Source organism: Paraburkholderia steynii, from assembly GCF_900100565.1.
GTDB classification, from domain to species: Bacteria; Pseudomonadota; Gammaproteobacteria; order Burkholderiales; family Burkholderiaceae; genus Paraburkholderia; species Paraburkholderia terrae.
Window position 1 is genome coordinate 25821 of sequence record NZ_FNDI01000034.1, and the last position, 17308, is coordinate 43128.

The 17308-nt window shown below is 59.0% G+C and carries 16 protein-coding genes; 11 read left to right on the top strand and 5 right to left on the bottom strand.

Annotated elements, in window-relative coordinates; genetic code table 11:
- The first annotated feature begins 74 nt into the window (after positions 1 to 74).
- Positions 75 to 905 (top strand): intradiol ring-cleavage dioxygenase, encoded by an 831-nt coding sequence (locus tag BLT65_RS38885; RefSeq protein WP_091788542.1) that lies wholly within the window; start codon positions 75 to 77, stop codon positions 903 to 905.
- 96 nt (positions 906 to 1001) lie between these two features.
- Here BLT65_RS38885 and BLT65_RS38890 read toward each other — a convergent pair whose 3' ends face one another.
- From BLT65_RS38890 to BLT65_RS38900, 4 genes are all read right to left on the bottom strand, one after another.
- Positions 1002 to 1940 (bottom strand): LysR family transcriptional regulator, encoded by a 939-nt coding sequence (locus BLT65_RS38890; RefSeq protein WP_086918438.1) that lies wholly within the window; start codon positions 1938 to 1940, stop codon positions 1002 to 1004.
- A 104-nt stretch (positions 1941 to 2044) separates the two neighbouring features.
- Positions 2045 to 2191 carry a hypothetical protein gene (locus tag BLT65_RS47455; protein ID WP_167306617.1) on the bottom strand — a complete coding sequence of 49 codons (147 nt, stop codon included), beginning with the start codon at positions 2189 to 2191 and terminating at the stop codon, positions 2045 to 2047.
- Between the two features lie 233 nt (positions 2192 to 2424).
- On the bottom strand, positions 2425 to 3474 hold the full coding sequence (locus tag BLT65_RS38895) for a GlxA family transcriptional regulator (RefSeq protein ID WP_091788545.1): 1050 nt from the start codon (positions 3472 to 3474) through the stop codon (positions 2425 to 2427).
- 258 nt (positions 3475 to 3732) lie between these two features.
- Positions 3733 to 4656 carry a LysR family transcriptional regulator gene (locus tag BLT65_RS38900; RefSeq protein WP_091788548.1) on the bottom strand — a complete coding sequence of 308 codons (924 nt, stop codon included), beginning with the start codon at positions 4654 to 4656 and terminating at the stop codon, positions 3733 to 3735.
- Positions 4657 to 5019: 363 nt separating this feature from the next.
- On the opposite strand from BLT65_RS38900, the gene BLT65_RS38905 reads away from it, so the two are divergent.
- The 10 genes from BLT65_RS38905 to BLT65_RS38950 all read left to right on the top strand — a co-directional run bounded on the left by BLT65_RS38905 (position 5020) and on the right by BLT65_RS38950 (position 16298).
- On the top strand, positions 5020 to 6150 hold the full coding sequence (locus tag BLT65_RS38905) for an alkene reductase (RefSeq protein WP_091788551.1): 1131 nt from the start codon (positions 5020 to 5022) through the stop codon (positions 6148 to 6150).
- Between the two features lie 222 nt (positions 6151 to 6372).
- Positions 6373 to 7083, top strand: coding sequence for an SDR family NAD(P)-dependent oxidoreductase (locus tag BLT65_RS38910; protein ID WP_091788554.1), 711 nt, complete (start codon positions 6373 to 6375; stop codon positions 7081 to 7083).
- Between the two features lie 74 nt (positions 7084 to 7157).
- A complete protein-coding gene (locus tag BLT65_RS38915) occupies positions 7158 to 7502 on the top strand; it encodes a carboxymuconolactone decarboxylase family protein (protein ID WP_244186946.1) in 345 nt (114 codons plus the stop codon).
- Positions 7503 to 7507: 5 nt separating this feature from the next.
- Positions 7508 to 7972, top strand: a complete 465-nt coding sequence (locus tag BLT65_RS38920) for a nuclear transport factor 2 family protein (protein ID WP_244186948.1) — start codon at positions 7508 to 7510, stop codon at positions 7970 to 7972.
- A 567-nt stretch (positions 7973 to 8539) separates the two neighbouring features.
- Positions 8540 to 9322 carry a PadR family transcriptional regulator gene (locus tag BLT65_RS38925; protein ID WP_091788560.1) on the top strand — a complete coding sequence of 261 codons (783 nt, stop codon included), beginning with the start codon at positions 8540 to 8542 and terminating at the stop codon, positions 9320 to 9322.
- 34 nt (positions 9323 to 9356) lie between these two features.
- Complete coding sequence (locus BLT65_RS38930) at positions 9357 to 10175, top strand: siderophore-interacting protein (protein WP_081921562.1); 819 nt, start codon at positions 9357 to 9359, stop codon at positions 10173 to 10175.
- 25 nt (positions 10176 to 10200) lie between these two features.
- Positions 10201 to 11457: an MFS transporter gene (locus BLT65_RS38935; RefSeq protein WP_042316888.1), complete on the top strand. Its 1257-nt coding sequence runs from the start codon at positions 10201 to 10203 to the stop codon at positions 11455 to 11457.
- A 987-nt stretch (positions 11458 to 12444) separates the two neighbouring features.
- Positions 12445 to 14043, top strand: a complete 1599-nt coding sequence (locus BLT65_RS38940) for a sugar ABC transporter ATP-binding protein (RefSeq protein WP_091788563.1) — start codon at positions 12445 to 12447, stop codon at positions 14041 to 14043.
- Positions 14040 to 15038, top strand: coding sequence for an ABC transporter permease (locus BLT65_RS38945; protein WP_091788566.1), 999 nt, complete (start codon positions 14040 to 14042; stop codon positions 15036 to 15038). Before BLT65_RS38940 ends, BLT65_RS38945 begins: the two co-directional genes overlap by 4 nt.
- Positions 15039 to 15155: 117 nt before the next feature.
- Positions 15156 to 16298: a substrate-binding domain-containing protein gene (locus BLT65_RS38950; protein WP_091788569.1), complete on the top strand. Its 1143-nt coding sequence runs from the start codon at positions 15156 to 15158 to the stop codon at positions 16296 to 16298.
- 66 nt (positions 16299 to 16364) lie between these two features.
- Here BLT65_RS38950 and BLT65_RS38955 read toward each other — a convergent pair whose 3' ends face one another.
- A complete protein-coding gene (locus tag BLT65_RS38955) occupies positions 16365 to 17285 on the bottom strand; it encodes an EAL domain-containing protein (RefSeq protein ID WP_091788572.1) in 921 nt (306 codons plus the stop codon).
- Positions 17286 to 17308 lie beyond the last annotated feature (23 nt).

Genomic DNA, 17308 nt, shown 5'->3' on the forward strand with positions numbered 1-17308 from the left:
ACGATGCACGGCATAAGGCACTGTTAATTCAGACGCCTCGTTTGATCACCAGCACTCAACATTGAGAGACAAACATGCGCAACCTCGACGAACACACCGTGACGCAAGCAGTGGTCGATCTCTTATCCGGCACCCCCGATCCTCGCCTGAAGTTGATACTCGTCCGTTTGATCACTCATTTGCATAACTTCGCGCGGGAGGTCGAACTGACCGAAAAAGAGTTGCATGAAGCGATCTTGTTTCTGACGGCGACTGGGCAGAAATGTAGCGACAAACGGCAGGAATTCATCTTGTTGAGCGACGTCCTCGGGTTATCGATGCTGACGGTTGCGATGAACAACAAAAAGCCAGAGGGCTGTACGGAGTCGACTGTTTTCGGACCGTTTCACGTCGAGGGCGCGCCCGTGTATGACAATGGTGCCGATATTGCCAACGGCGCAGTGGGTGAACCTTGCCTCGTACGCGGTACCGTGAAGGATCGAAACGGCGTACCCGTTGCTGGGGCAGAGCTGGAAGTCTGGCAGGCCGACGCCGAAGGAAACTACGACGTTCAGTATCCGGATCTGAAGACCCATCAAGCTAGAGGGGTGCTCAAATCGCGACAGGACGGAAGTTTTGAGTTTCGTACCGTTGTCGCTGTCGCCTACCCTATTCCCGTCGATGGTCCAGTGGGTGACTTGCTGCGTGCAACCGGACGCCACCCGTGGCGCCCCGCGCATCTTCATTTCATGATCAAGGCGAAACACTACCAGACGTTGGTTACACACGTGTTTCGTAACGGCGACCAGTATCTGGATTCCGACGCTGTTTTTGGCGTACGACAAACATTGGTGGCCGACTGGATCAGGCAGCCCAACGGAGGCTATACATTGAATTACGATTTCGTCTTAAACCCCGTAGACTAAGACAACGCGCAGAAGCGGCATTCCAACAGATAAAAAGCCTCAGCTTCAGGTCTGCATCCGATTTCTGTTCGATGCAGACCCGAACGCGCTCACGCTTTACGCCGGTGTCGAAAACAGCTTGCGAAACACATTTCGGAGCCATTGATTGCCGGGTTCAAGATGGCACCGATCGTGCCAATACTGAGCGATTTGAAGCTTGGGCAAAGAAATTGGCGGCTCAACCAATTGCAGGTCGAGGTCGTGGCTCATTGTCACCGCGAGCGTCTTTGGCACAGTCGCGATTACGTCGGAGTGTTTCGTGATTTGTGCTGCCGAGGTAAATACGGGAACGCGGCATACGATATTTCTGCGTGGCACCTCCGACTCAATGATCCGCTCAATTGACAGGTGCTCGTGCCCCGTGCCCAGCGCGGACACGAGCGCGTGCTTCTCAGCGACAAACTGTTCTTTGCTTGGATGCGCACCTATTCGCGGATGGTCTTTGCGCACCAGGCTGACGTATGTCTCGGTCCACAGTGGCAGACGCCGAATACCCATGGTCAGCGAAGGGAAGGAACCGATCGCCAGATCGACGAGCCCAGATTCGAGCCACAAATCCAGATGTTGTGCATCGCACGGAATCGACTGGACGCATATACCAGGCGCTTCAGAAGCCAGGTAGTTCAACAGTGTCGGGAATATCTTCACCACACCCGCATCTATAAGAAAGAAACTGAACTTTCGCGTAGACGTTTTTGGATCGAATGACGCATGCTCCGAGCGCAGCGTGCTCACTTTCTTTAGTATCGTCCTCACGGGTTCTGCGAGTTCAAGCGCCTTCGGAGTGGGCTCCATCCGCAGCGCGACACGCACAAAAAGCGGGTCTCCAAAATACAGCCGCAGTCGTGCCAGCGTTTTGCTCAACGCAGGCTGCGAAAGATTCAGCACACGCGCAGCCTTGGTCAGGCTATGTTCGGCCAGCAACACGTCGAATACTTGCAAGTGGTGGAGGTCGAGGTCGACATCACCTTCATTTCTTTGCGGAATAGTGTCCATGCGGTAGCGGTCCCGTCAGAGCTAATTTTGGCGAGTCAACTGTATCTGATTCAAAAACCGCTGCCACTCGGAATATTCACCGACTTACAACAGCTACTGCGAAATCATTCTTGCCCGGTTCGAATACGGGCATTGCCGACGCCGACTCGATGCCTCGTCTTCACTTTGCTCGATTTACTTCGCGTCAGCCATTCCTTCGACGGCGACGCCTGTTGACCTTCACCGCTCCCGTCAACGATGTTCTCGCTCATCGGTCTGACTGCTCGAAGATGTTGAGATCGGCTACGAGAACGGCAGCGCAAGAATCATCAACAACATCAGTGAGACGACGCGACGACTGCGCGAGTCGGTGATGATTGCAGCGCCGGGAATCGGAACGCTTTCCGACTGATCACGACAGTCGTGCCGCGCCTGCCGCGTCCGACCTTGCTCACTCGCGGGCGGCAGCAGATCCGCGGTTGGCGGATCGTCCGATAGTCAGCGACTAAGCTGCTCGGACTTCACTGAACTTTGATGTGAGATTTTGCGCGCGCATGGGCGTGGACGCATCGCGAAACTCTCCCCCAGACTTCGCGGAAGTTTGACGGCGAACTCGTTGACGATATTCGCTAGGGTTTGTATCAAGCCTCCTTGCGAATATAGCCCGCATTTGACTACTGCTGTGGAACCCACATCGATACGCCACCGTTTTTAGAGGCAGATCGGTCTCCCCCAGCAACTTGCGCGAGAAATCAATCCGGATCTGCTCCACGAAGGCTGACGGCGTCATATTGGCGTGTTTTGCGAAGATCCGCGAGAACGTGCGCCGACTGACGCCTACGGCGTCAGCCAACTGTTCGATAGACAACTGCTCGCTGATGTTATCAGTGACATAGCGCAAAACCTTCGCGACGACGGTCTCCTCCTTCGGGCCCACAGCCAGATAGGGACTGTATTGCGACTGTCCACCTTCACGGCGTATATATACTATGAGCCGCTTCGCAATGCGCAGCGCAATCTCGTGGCCCCAGTCCTCGGACACCAGGGCAAGACAGAGGTCGACGCCCGCCGCAACGCCTGCAGAGGTGAAGAGATTGCCGTCACGAACAAAGATCTTGTCGGGCTGAACGTAAGCGTCTGGAAACTGTAGCGCGAGGCGGTCTACGTCATGCCAATGCGCGGTCACCTCTTTGCCGTCGAGCAGTCCGGCGTGTCCCAAAAGGAACGCGCCATTACAAACCGATCCAAAGCGCGCGCAACTTTCCGCCTGCGTCCTGAGCCACTGGAGAAAACTGTTCGGAGGGCATAGATCGGGAAGTCTCGGGCCGCCCGCCACGAGGAGCAGATCGGGTTGATCCTCATATTGCAGGTAATCGATCCCAACCTTGAGTTCCAGACCGTTGGAGCACCGGACGCTCTCAGAATGCATCCCAACCAGCGTGATTTCGTACTGTTGGTCCCGCGGCAGGAATGCATTCGCCTCGGCAAACACATCCAGTGGCCCTGCAACGTCCAGCGCCATTACCCCGTCGAACACGACAATCGCTACCTTCATGACTTGAGATCCTTGTCGGCAGCGACATTCGACGTCATCGCGTTGCTTTGTCCTATCGAATCGTGCTCCATACTGCTACGCCCTCCAGTCTGATTTCCGTCGTACGATTATTATCGCCAATATATCTGCAAAGTCAGATAAACGAAAGATCGTTTTCTGACATTGTCAATTTCAGGAACCGGGAAGTGGTTCGCGCAAACGCGCCACGATTGTTCACTCGCGTCCAGACTTTGTCGCGGCGTTGTGCGCCAAGAAAAGTTACACGTTATCCCAGTACGGAGGCGACCCGATTGCCTTGACAAGGAAATCCGATACTTCGCGCACCTTATGGGAACGCAGTCTGTTCTCAGGCGAAAGAATTTGAACGTACAACTCTTCAGCCGACGCTGAGATATCCCAGTCTGTCAGCAGGCTCACGAGTTTCCCTTCTTTGAAGCTTGTCGGGGCGAACAGCCAGCTCGGAAAGAGTACGATTCCCCGTCCTGCCAAAGCAGCCGCAACCAGCGCCTCTGCGTTGTTACTTCGCAAAGAGCCGCTTACATCGAGTGACTCGAAGTTCTCTTTGGAGGAGCGCCTGAAATACCATCTCTGCGATCCCTGCTGCCCCTTGTACAAGAGACAATTGTGCTGCATGAGGTCTGCCGGGGTCTGCGGAATACCGCGCCCTGCGAGGTATTCAGGACTCGCGGCAATCCGGTATCGGTGGGCACTCACAACTTTACCTATCAGCCCTGAATCCACCAGCCGCCCCACCCGGATCGTCACATCAGTACCTTCTTGCACCGGATCAATGAAGGCATCCGTGAGCGTGAGTTCGACCGACAGATCCGGATATTGGCGCTGCAACTCATTGACCAGCCCGGCAATATGCAGCCTGCCAAGCGCTTCTGGCGCATTGATCTTGACTAACCCCCGGATACCGGTACCCCGGTTCGCGAGTTGGTCGGCCGCGCTATCCAGCAACTCCACGGCCTCCCGTACCTGCGTGTAGTAGCGCTGTCCCTGCTCGGTGAGCCTGACCGCACGCGTGCTCCGATAAAACAGCTGCTGCCCCAGTTCTTTTTCCAACGACGCAACAAATCTCGACACTGATGACGCAGGGACCTCAAAGTGCCGGGCGGTGGCAAGAAAACTGCCAGTCGTCGAGACCATCAAAAAGTAGCGTAAGGCCTGGAGGTTCATGGGTGCCTCGTAGCGATGAAGCGGCCCGTTTCCCTGAAGACGCCTGCCGGGCCTAGGGGTGGCACTGCGTCAGTCCGCGTGAGTCTCTGAGAGCTGGACCGTCCCGGACTCATCCGCAAGCGAACCGCAGGGCAAATGGGACCAAAAATGCTGTTTCGACAAAAAAGATTTGCTGTATCGACGAATTGTTGCAGATATCACATTCACCTACCATCTTCTTCGTCAGGTTCCTCTCCATGCGCTCCCGGGTTTTGCGATGTACGGGGTTAGCAATCCAAACGTCACGGCGCCGTGTCTATGCAGCATTGCTCCGTAGCTTGCAGCCTCCCCGTCATTACGATCAATCATGCAGGTCCCCACACGATGAACAGCCTCTTTGAAACCTTCGATCTCCAGGGCATGGCTCTCAGGAATCGTATCGTCATGGCACCGCTCACGCGCTCACGTGCCCCCCACGACATCGCGGATGAGCGCATTGCGCTCTACTACACGCAACGAGCCACCGCCGGGTTGATCGTCAGCGAGGGCACGCCAATATCTCGAGAGGGGCAGGGATACCTGTTCAATCCGGGCATTTTCTCCGCAGAGCAGATTGCTGGATGGCGATTGACAACCCAGTCCGTCCATTCTGTCGGCGCAAAGATTTTTGCCCAGATATGGCATGTTGGCCGGGTGTCACATCCGTCGATCTATCAGGACCAGCAACTGCCTGTGAGTGGATCGTCGAAGCGCGCGGTGGGTGCGGCGGCTTTTGGATATGACGACAAGGGAAAGCCTGGCTTCGTTGAACCGCCCGCCCCTCGTCAGCTCGAAACCAGCGAGATCGCACGGGTTGTGGGAGAGTTTGCGCAGGCTGCCCAGAACGCGATCGAAGCAGGTTTCGACGGCGTAGAAATTCATGGAGCAAACGGGTACCTGCTGGAGCAGTTCATGAACCCGCTTGTCAATGATCGAACCGATCGCTACGCCGGTGACACGATCGGCAACCGGTTGCGTTTCGTCCTTGAGGTGATCGATGCGGTCGTGCAACGGATCGGCGCCCAGCGTGTGGGTATCCGCATCTCTCCGTATGGGAAGCTTTTTGACATGCCTCTCTACGAGGAGATCGACAGTACGTATACGGAACTTGCCAGACAGATCGGGCAGCGAGAGCTTGCCTATGTCCATGTCATGAACCAGTCGGGGTTCGCTCGACCGGATAAGGTCATAGAAACCGGGGGCGCGTCAGGATTCAATGGGCTGCTGCGAAAAATGAAAGTCCATCTTTCACGTACTGCGCTCATTCTGGCAGGCGGAATGACGCGGGAACACGCCGAGCAGATGATAGAAAGCAATCTCATTGATCTCGCTGCGTTTGGGGCGACGTTTGTTAGCAATCCCGATCTTGTCGCCAGGCTTCAGAACGATTGGCCGCTGACACCCCCTGATCCCAACACTTTTTACGGCGGTGGTGCCGAAGGCTACATCGACTACATGCCCTATACGGCGAACTAGTTCGCGCTGCCCCGTATTGCCCTTGAAAGAGGCGACATGTCGAGAGTGCCCAGCATGCGAGCGCTTACTGCTGATCCTCTCGTCCCCTGACGAATTGACCTGTCGTGCAGGCTCAACCGCTTGCCTGCGCGCGAGGCATCTCGTTTCCACGTTCAATGGACGCCACAAAACCATCGGTCCGAGTGGCGTCAAAGCCAGACAAATACATTTTCGGAGTAAAGCATGAGCACATCACAGAAGGTTGTTGTCGTTACCGGTGCATCACAAGGAATTGGTGCCGACGTGGTCAAGGCATTTCGCAAGCTCGACTGTCGCGTCGTCGCAACGTCGCGTTCGATCAAACCGTCGGAAGATCCGAACATCCTGACGGTTGCCGGCGATATTGGTGATCCGGCGGTCGCTCAACGTGTCATTTCCGAAGGCGTCGCAAAGTTCGGCCGGATCGACACGCTGGTGAACAACGCGGGCATTTACATCGGCAAGCCTTTCACCGAAAACACCGCCGAAGACTACGCCGCGGTGACGAATGTGAATATGGCAGGCTTCTTTTACATCACGCAACTCGCCATTGCCGAAATGGAAAAGCATTCGAGCGGCCACGTGGTTAGCGTGACCGCCAGCGTCGTGGACCAGGCGATCAGCGGTGTGTATTCGGTACTGGCAGCGCTGACGAAGGGTGGTCTGAACGCCGCCACGAAATCATTGGCGATTGAGTACGCCAAGAAAGGTATTCGCGTCAATGCCGTTGCGCCGGGGGTCATCAAGACGCCGATGCACCCGGCGGAATATCACGACATGCTCAATAGCCTCCATCCGCTGGGCCGCATGGGCGAGATGAGCGATATCACCAACGCGATTCTGTTCCTGGATTCGGCAACGTTCATCACGGGCGAGATCATGCACGTCGACGGCGGCCAGAGCGCAGGCCGTTAAGCGACACGACGTTCGGCGGCCGCCACACTTTCTCCGTTGCTTCGCGGCCGCTCGTCAATCGAATCAGGACACGTATGGCAACCCCCACTAACGACTCATCCATCAGCACGTTTGACGGTATCCACGCTGTCTCGCCAGCGCTTGAGCGCTATACGACTGATGTCCTGCTGGGCGATCTGTGGAATCGCCCGCAATTGTCGCCGCGCGACCGCAGCATCGCGACGCTCAGTACGGTGGTTGCCACGGGGCAGTTCCCGCAATTGGCCAGTTACATCAGCCGGGCCATGGACAACGGATTAACCCGGGAGCAGATGTCGGAAGTGATGACGCAACTTGCGTTTTACTCGGGCTGGTCTAGCGCCTTTACGGCACTGCCAATCGTGAAGGATGTCTTTGAGAAGCGGCCCCGGCAATCGTGAGACTCATGCCTATGAGCCGTTTTCCGCAACGCAATCCGATAACCTTTATCGAAGTGACCAGAATGACACCCAGTGATATTCAGGAAATCAAGGCATTAAACGCGAAATACAACTTCTCGATCGACGAAGGCAACGCTGAATCATGGGCGAGTTGCTTCACCACCGACGGAGCCTTCAATGCTGCGATCGAGGGAGAAACACCAAAAGGAACCGAGCAATTGAGGGCTTTCGTTCCTACGGGCATCGCAACGTTCGGGACCATGTATCACCTCACTACGAATGAGATTATTTCGGGCGACGGTGAAAACGCTCGTCAAAAGTGCTATCTCCAGTTCTTTACGAAAAAGGATGGTGCCATTGACGGCTACATTTGCGTCTATGACGATTGGCTCAAGCGCGAGAACGGCGCCTGGAAGTACAGCCGTCGAGACGTGATATCAAAAGACAGGTTTAGTCATCTGGAAGATTGATGCAACGCATACCAGAAACCTTGATGCCTGTTGGGGTGGCTATAAAAAAACGCGTGACTGCATGTGATTCAGTTCAGCCTTTAGCTCGCGATCAGCGATCGGTACCTTGCATGATGCAATTGTTCGCAATCTTTGCGGGTGTACCGTTCCCAGGGCTTTAAACATCTGCGAATGACTGTCCTCAAGCCAGGTTCAGCCGTTCGAATGGCCGGGTTTTCGTGTACGGGAAGGACCGCTCGCGAGTGCGGGCTCGGGCGTGTCCCATCCAGCCCTGAACGGGGGCCGGCTGAATGAGCACCGACGCGAACAGCTACGGCCGCCAGCCCACCTTGGCGCGGCTTGGTCGCGCTGACTATCGAAAATCCGACAGCGATAGTCATAACGCACTCAAGATTGTGCGCCGCACACCAAATTTTCACGATGCCGCAGACTTTGGCGTACCGGAACGACGAACCTTACGATCCCGCAGACTCTGTTGTGCGCCCATAAAAATTCGAGATTTGGCTTGACGAACTATCTTTAGATATATATCTTACGATACATCTTAAGACATTCGGAGATGCCGACATGCGCCATCACCATCATCGTTTTTCCCGTGACTTCACCCGCGACGCCGACTTTGCCCGCGATCCCGCGTTCTTTGGCTTTTACGAACGCTTCCAGATGTTCAGAGACGCGATCGGCCGCCATCAGCGCGGCGGCGGCCGGCACGGCGGCCCGTTCGGCGGCGGCGCTGGCGGTCCGTTCGGAGGCGGCTTCGGCGGAGGATTCGGCGGCGAAGGCGACGGCTTCCCGCGCGGCCGCAAGTTCACGTCCGACGATCTACAACTGCTGCTGCTCGCGCTGATCGACGAACAGCCGCGCCACGGCTACGAGCTGATCAAGGCGCTCGAAGCGCGTTCGAACGGCTTCTACACGCCGAGTCCCGGCATGGTCTACCCGGCGCTCACCTATCTGGAAGAACTCAGCTATGTGACCGTGCAGCTCGAAGGCAACCGCAAGCGCTACTCGCTCGCGGACGCCGGCCGCGAATACCTCGCCGCCAACCGCGAGCGCGCCGACCTGATGCTCGCCAAGCTCTCGCATATCGCCCGCAAGATGGACTCGGTGCGCCGCGCGTTCGCCGGCGAGGGCCAACAAGGCGAAGCAGGCGACGACGCGAGCGAATACGGCGGCTGGCTGCCGGAGTTCGTGCAGGCGCGTCGCGCGCTGAAACATGCACTGCTGTTGCGCGACAACGCATCGCCGGACGAGCAGCGGCGCATCGCGGCGATCCTCGCGCGCGCCACGGCCGAGATCGAAAGCAAGCCGCGTGAAAACGGCGGCAAAACGTCGGGCGAACCCGCTTGACGCAGTCGATCCAACGATATTGAGAGAACACCTTATGCAAGCAACCCGAACCGATCTGACCGTGACGCGCGTGCGTCATCCGCTGAAATTCCGTCTGCTGCAAGTGAAGACCGTCGAGGCCGTCACGCCGCACCTGATCCGCGTGACGCTGACGGGCGACGATCTGCACGACTTCGTATCGGCATCCTTCGACGATCACCTGAAAGTATTCTTCCCCGCGCCCGGCGAAGACAAACCGACGCTGCCGGCAGCGGGCCCCGACGGCCCTGTGTTTCCCGCCGACCGCCCGCGCCCCGTCGCGCGTGATTTCACGCCGAAGCGTTTCGACCGCGACGCGCGCGAACTCGAACTGGAGTTCGCGATGCACGAAGCCGGTCCCGCCGCCGAATGGGCAGCGCAGGCAAAGGCCGGACAGTATCTCGGCATTGGCGGGCCGCGTGGCTCGTTCGTGGTGCCGATGGGCTTCGACTGGCATCTGCTGATTGGCGACGATACCGCCCTGCCCGCCATCGGCCGGCGTCTCGCGGAACTGCCGCAAGGCGCGCGCGTCGCGGCCGTGATCGAAGTCGCCGATCCTTCCGCGCGCATCGAGTTCGATACGCAGACCGATCTGTATATCGAATGGCGTTATCGCAGCGAAGGCGCGTATCGAGGTGCGGAGTTGCTGAAAGCGGTGCGCGAAACGTTCCTGCCGGACGGCGACGGCTACGTGTGGGCAGCGGGCGAAGCGGCAACGATGCGCGCGGTGCGCTCGCTGCTCGTCAACGAACGCGGCATCGACAAATCGCGCATCCGCGCGTCCGCCTACTGGAAACAGGGCGAGCAGGCCGTCCACGAAAATCTCGACGACTGACGCCTCAATCAAACGGAGCCATGCATTGCTCTCATTGAACGAATCACACGAGCGGCGCCTGCTGTGGCTGCTCGCGCTCACGCAGTTCACGATCATCATGGATTTCATGGTGATGATGCCGCTCGGCCCGCAGATCATGCACGCGTTCCAGATCTCGCCTGCGCGGTTCGCGACGGCCGTGTCGGCGTATTCGTGGTGCTCCGGGCTATCGGGCCTGCTGGCCGCCACGTATATCGACCGTTTCGACCGGCGGCGTCTGTTGCTTGCCATCTACGCGCTGTTCGCGCTGTCGAACCTCGGCTGCGCGCTCGCGCCGAACTTTCCGCTGCTGCTTGTGGCGCGCGCGTTCGCGGGCATTACCGGGGGCGTGCTTGCTTCCGTGGTGATGGCGATCGTCGGCGACGTGATTCCCGTCGCGCGGCGTGGCGCAGCGACGGGCACGATCATGACGGCCTTCTCGCTGGCGGCGATCGCGGGCGTGCCGGCGGGCGTGATGCTTGGCGCGCATTTCGGCTGGGCATCGCCGTTCGTGTTGCTCGTTGTGCTGTCCTGCGTGATCTGGATGGGCGGATGGCGCATGGTGCCGTCGTTGACCGAGCATCTGCAGAGACAGCGCGTGCCGCTCGCGCAGGTGTTGCCTGATCTGTGGCAGCTGTTTGCGAATCCGCGGCATCTGAATGCATTTGCGCTGACGTTTGTCGTGATGGTCGGGCACATGCTGGTGATTCCGTTCATCGCGCCGACGCTTGTCGCCAATCATGGTGTCGCGCCTGCGAATCTGTCGTGGCTGTATATGGCGGGCGGCGCCGCTACCTTCTTCACGTCGCGCCGGGTTGGCGCGCTCTCGGATCGCTTTGGCAAGAAGCGCGTGTTCCGCGTCGCTGCGTTGCTGTCGGTGTTGCCTGTGCTGTTCGTCACGCATCTGCCTGACCTGCCGTTTTATGCGTTGGTGTTGTTCTTTCCTGTGTTCATGGTCGCGTTGTCGTCGCGGATGGTGCCGATGCAGGCGCTGCTCACGACTGTTCCGGCACCGCAGACGCGTGGTGCGTTTCTTAGCGCGAACAGCGCGGTGCAGGCTATGGGCACGGGATGCGGGGCGTGGTTCGGCGGTTTGTTGCTGTCGACGACTGCGCAGGGGCAGATTGCGGGTTATGGGACGGTTGGATGGCTGGCGGCGGCTGCCGCGGTACTCGCGTGTGTGTGGATTGGGCGTGTGAGTGGCGCTGGTGATGCCACTGCGGTGAAGCCTGCGGCGGGGGTTGAGGTGGTTGGCGAGGCGTGACGGGCCTTTTCGTGGTGGCCGTTTGCCCTTGGGCGGGGCGGACGGTTTGGTTGTTCTGCCCTTTGCGCTGGCATCCGCGCTTTGTTAGCGTGCTTCACGCGTCGCCCCTGTGCGGGGCGGCACCTACTTTTCTTTGCCGCCGCAAAGAAAAGTAGGCAAAAGAAAGCGGCTAACACCGCCAACATTCCTTCGTGCCTGAGGGCCCCCAACCGGTCCCTCACTTCAAACGGCAACCACGTGACCAACGTTCGTTGCCAGCACTCTTGCGGTGCGCCTCACCCGCTTCACGCACCCGCGCTTCGCCATGCCGTGCCAGATAGTCCACGGCCGCCCAGGTGGCAAACAGTGTGTAGGCCGTAGTGCCTCGCGCGCCTCACTTCGAACCGATAGCGCATGCGTTCCACCCTGTAAGAGCGCCGAGTTATACGCCGCGACAACCTACATACAGTTTGCCACCTGGGCGGCGCAAACCATTCGCTGCCGCTCGCACGTGTACGGGTATTTGAAGCGGGTGAGGCGCTCATTCGGAGCGTTGGCAACATGCGCTGAACGGAGACACCGCCGTTTGAAGCATAAGACCCGTTGGGGGCCCTCAGGCAAACACTAGAACTGGCGGTGTGAGCCGCTTTCTTTTGCCTACTTTTCTTTGCGGCGGCAAAGAAAAGTAGGTGCCGCCCCGCACAGGGGCGACGCTTGAAGCACGCTAACAATTCGCGGATGCCAGCGAAAGACCAGACCAAACCACCCCGTCCGCCACAAAGTCAAAACCACCAAAACCCTAACGGCAAAAGCCCGCCCCGAAGGCCAAAAACGATACAATCATAACAACATCCGATACAATTATCTCAACCCTCCAAGAAATCCCTAATAATACAGAGACCAAATGTTATTGACGCACCATACCCATGATGCGAAGATCACAACACACACACCGCGATTCAATCGCGAAACATAAGAATTCGTCATACCGACGAAGGAGACTCCAGGATGAGTGAGCCGGTTGCGGTCGCGGCCGCTTCATCGCCCCGTGTGCCATTGATCCGCGTTGCAGGCGTCACCAAGAAATTCGGTGGCGTGCAGGCGCTGCGTGGCGTCAACCTGGAAGTCCTGCCGGGCGAAGTCCACGCGCTGCTCGGCGAAAACGGCGCAGGCAAATCCACTCTCATCAAGATACTGAGCGGCGTCCACACGTACGACGAAGGCTCGATCGAAATCGCCGGCCAGAAAGTCGCGTTCGAATCGCCGGCGAAATCGCGCGAGGCAGGCGTCGCCGTCGTCTATCAGGACCTCAGTCTCGTCGAATCGCTGTCCGTCGGCGCCAATCTGATGCTCGGGCGCGAGCCGCGCACAAGACTCGGCTTCGTCAAGCAGCGCGAACTGATGGCGCAAGTCGGCGCCTTTCTGCGCGAACACAATATCCCGCTCGATCCGCGCGTACACGTCGATTCGCTGCCGTTCGCGTACCGGCAAATGACGGAAATCTGCAAAGCGCTGATGGGCGACGTGCGCGTGCTCATCCTCGACGAACCGACATCCGCGCTCACGGGCGGCGAAGAACAGATTCTCTTTGACGCGATCCGCACCGTGACGGCGCGCGGCGTCGGTGTGATCTACGTGACACACCGGCTAAACGAGGTGTTTCGCATTTCGCAGCGCGTGACCGTGTTCCGCGATGGCGCGAACGCCGGCCATTTCGCCACGGCCGACACCGACATGAAACAACTCGTCGCGGCGATCGTCGGCCCGCGACATGCTGCGATGCAGGCCAGACAGGAAACGACCACGGGCGCGTCGGCGCAAAGCGCAGCAGAGCAAACCGCACCGCAGAGCACACTTGATACTCCCGTGCTGAGCCTGTCGAACGTGAGCAACGCGCGTTTGCGTAACGTGAATTTCGCCGTGCGCAAGGGCGAAGTGCATGGCCTTGCCGGACTGATCGGCAGCGGCCGCACCGAGATATTGCAGACCATCTTCGGCCTGCTGCCGATCGACGCCGGCGCGATCGAGCTCGACGGCCAGCCGCTCGCCGCGCGCCGCCCTGGCGACGCAATCCAGCGCGGCATCGCGCTCGTGCCGGAAGACCGGCATCTGCAAGGACTCGTGCTAGATCATTCGATCGAACGCAATCTGACCTTGCCGCGCCTGCCGCAGTTTTCGCGCGGCGGCTGGTTGCGCGCGCAAGCAGCCGCGCAACAGGCACGCACGGCGATGAAGCAACTTTCAGTGAAGGCGCCCGATGCGTCGACGCAGGTGAAATTTCTCTCCGGCGGCAACCAGCAGAAAGTCGTGTTCGCCAAATGGAATCATCCGCGGCCGAAGGTGTTGCTGCTCGACGAGCCGACCGTCGGCGTCGATGTCGGCGCGCGCGAGGAAATCTACGGCGTGGTGCGCGACGCGGCGCGCGCGGGCACGGGCGTCGTCGTGGTGTCTTCGGATCTGGACGAGCTGTTGCGGCTGTGCGACCGCATCTCCATCGTGGTGGACGGCTCGATCGTGCGAACCGTCGAGCGCGCGCAGTTACGCACCGCCGAAGAACTGCACCATCTCATTCAACTTCCCCGGCCTACCGAAGAGCTTGCAACATGAACGAGTCAGTTTCGCCGATGCCCGCAGAACAACAGGCCATTCAGCGTCACGGCCGCGCGTGGCGCATTGCGCGGCGTCTGCTACAGGGCGATCGCCCGTACATGCTGTATATCGCGTTTGCAATTCTGCTGGTGGTGTTCAGCTTTGCGTCGCCGTGGTTCCTGTCGATCGACAACTTCCTCAATATCGGACGGCAAACGGCCCTCGTGTCGATCATCGCGATCGGCATGACGTTCGTCATCATTGCGCGGCAGATCGATCTGTCCGTGGGCTCGGCGCTCGCGCTGTCGGGCATGTCGGCCGCGCTCGCGATGTCGCACATCAGCGATAGCTGGATCGTCGGCGCGATTGCCGGTATCGGCACGGGCGCGATCGTCGGCGCGATCAACGGCTTCGTCACTACCCGTCTGAACATTCCTTCGTTTCTCGTCACGCTCGGCACGTTGAGCGCGGCGCGCGGCCTGGCGCTGATGGTCACGACCACACGCCCCGAGATCATCACCAACGACCACTTCATCGCGATCTTCGGCGAAGGCGATATTGCAGGCATTCCTGTGCCAATCCTGTGGACGCTGCTCGCCGTGATCGGCGGCATCCTGCTGCTGCACTACAGCGTGTTCGGCCGGCAGATCTACGCGGCAGGCGGCAACCCGACGGCGGCACTCTATTCGGGCATCAACATCCGGCGCGTCACCACGCTCGCTTTCGTGCTGACGGGCGTGCTCGCCGGTCTCGCCGCGCTCGTACTGTCCGCGCGTTCGCATGCGGCACGGCCGGACGTCGTGCAGGGTATGGAACTCGATGTGATCGCATCAGTGACGCTGGGCGGCTGCAGTCTGTTCGGCGGACGCGGCTTCATTCTCGGCACGCTGCTCGGCAGTCTCATCATCGGCACGCTGAATAACGGCCTCGTGCTGCTCGGCGTCAGTTCGTCGCTGCAACTCGTCATCAAGGGCGTCATCATCGTCGCGGCTGTCGCATTCACCCGTAAATGAGCATCGAGCGGTGAGAGTCAATCGGCCTTTCGCGCATGCGGCGTTGCGCGCGAGGCCACAAAGGGCAATTCCAAAAACGGCAGGAGACGCAGTACATCACGACCAACGGAGGAAAACATGAACGATCGTCGTGTATCAGGAGCGAGGCTGGCGAGTGTGGTGGCGGCGACTGCGCTGGCCATCTGCTGTTCGCAGGCGTTTGCGCAGGCTTGCACGAGCCTGCCTGCGAAATCGATTGGCCCGGCGGGCATCGTCGGGCAGGGACCGAATGGCGAGAAAGCGGCATCCGCCGATGCCGTCAAGCTGACGGATGCCGAGGCGGCAAAGGTCAAGGCCGGCAAGTTCAAGGTCGGCATTTCGATGCAGACGATGAACCTCGACTGGTCGCAACTGCAGGTCGCGGGCATCACCGATACGCTGAAGAAGTACGGCGTCGAAGTGATCGGTACGGCATCGGCTGAGTATCAGGTCGACAAGCAGATCGCCGACATCGAAAACACTATTCAGCGCCACCCCGACGGCATCATTTCGATTCCCGTCGACGGCACGGCAACGGCTGCGACCTATAAGAAAGTCTCGCAGGCGGGCATCAAGCTCGTGTTCATGGACAACGTGCCGACTGGCCTCAAGCATCCTGAGCAATACTCGGCAATGATTTCGGCGGATAGCGAGGGCAACGGGCAGATCGCGGCGAAGGTGCTTGCATCGTGCGTGCCGAAAGGCGGCACGGTCGGTCTCGTGAACTTCGGCGTCGATTACTTCAGCACGACGGAGCGCACGAAGGCCGTCAACGAATGGCTGAAGAAGAATCGCCCCGACATCAAGGTCAAGCAGGTCGCGTTCACGGACCCGTCGAAGGTCGGCCAGATTGCAGGCGACTTCCTCACCGCGAATCCCGACGTGAAGGGCGTGTTTGCGGTATGGGACCAGCCCGCGCTCGATACGCTCACGTCGATGCGCGCGCAAGGCATCAATACGCCCATGACGACAGTCGACCTCGGACTCGAATCGGCAATTGAAATTGCAAAGGGCGGGCCGCTCAAGGCAACGGGTTCGCAACGTCCGTATGATCAGGGCGTGGCCGAAGCGATGGCGATGATGAAGGCGTTGATCGGTCAGACGCCGCCAGCGTGGATCGGCGTGCAATCGCTGCCCGTTGTGCAGTCGAACGTGCTCGAATCGTACAAGACGGTGTTCAAGAAAGATCCGCCGCCGCAACTGGCCGATGCGTGCAAGAAGGCAGCGCCTGCTTGTGGCTGATGAATTGAGTACGCTTTAGTACATTAGTTGTAAAAGAGCGAAGCCTTCGCGGGCTTCGCTCTTTGTTTATTGCGCGCGCAGCAGTTGCAAGCGTGGAGAACTGGCGCAACGCCTGCGTTCGGCCCGCTTCTCCGACTGTACATGTTGCTCCAGCCACGGTATCAGTTCGGCAACAGGCATGGCTTTCGCGAAGTACCAGCCCTGTCCGTACTGCACGCCTTTGCGCAACAGATATTCTGCCTGCGCCGCCGATTCGATGCCCTCGGCGACGATTTCCATTCCCAGATCATGTGCCATCGCGATGATGTGCGGCGCCACCACGCAGCTGGCGTGAGCATTCTCGACGGGATTGACGAACGCCTTGTCGAGCTTCAGCGCGTCGACGTGGAATGCTCCCAGATAAGAAAGACAGGAATAGCCAGTCCCGAAGTTGTCGATATAAACAGGATGCCCCGCCCACCTGAGTGCAGCAATGACGCTGCGCGTCGCGTCCGGATGCATGAAGCCTCTTTCAGTGGCTTCGATGCCCACTTGCGCAGCGCGGACGCCCGTCCATTTCAGCGCTTGCGCGAGAACATCCAGAAAGCGGACGCTGCGAAGATCGTCGCTGCCCACATTGATCGAAACGCGAAACGACCGGTCCGCGCTCAGTACGCTGGCCAGGTCATCAAGGCTCTTGTGGAGCACGAGATCGGTCAATGGTCCCATCAGCCGATGCTGTTCGGCCACGCCGATAAAGATCTCCGGCGAGATCTCCTGTCCATGCAGCCGCCATCTGAGTAGTGATTCGACACCGACGCATTTGTTGTCGGCGAGCCTGATTACAGGCTGATAAGACACCTCCAGTGTTTGACGGGTGATGGCCAGCCTTAGCTGCTCGGGTAACGCGAGTTCGGAAATCATAAAATCGTGCGATTGACAGGCAGAGTACACAGCATGCCGTCCAGTCGCTGCTCTTCCATGACGCGGAGATGATAAACGCGTCATGTCCGGCAATCCGGCTCTGCAGA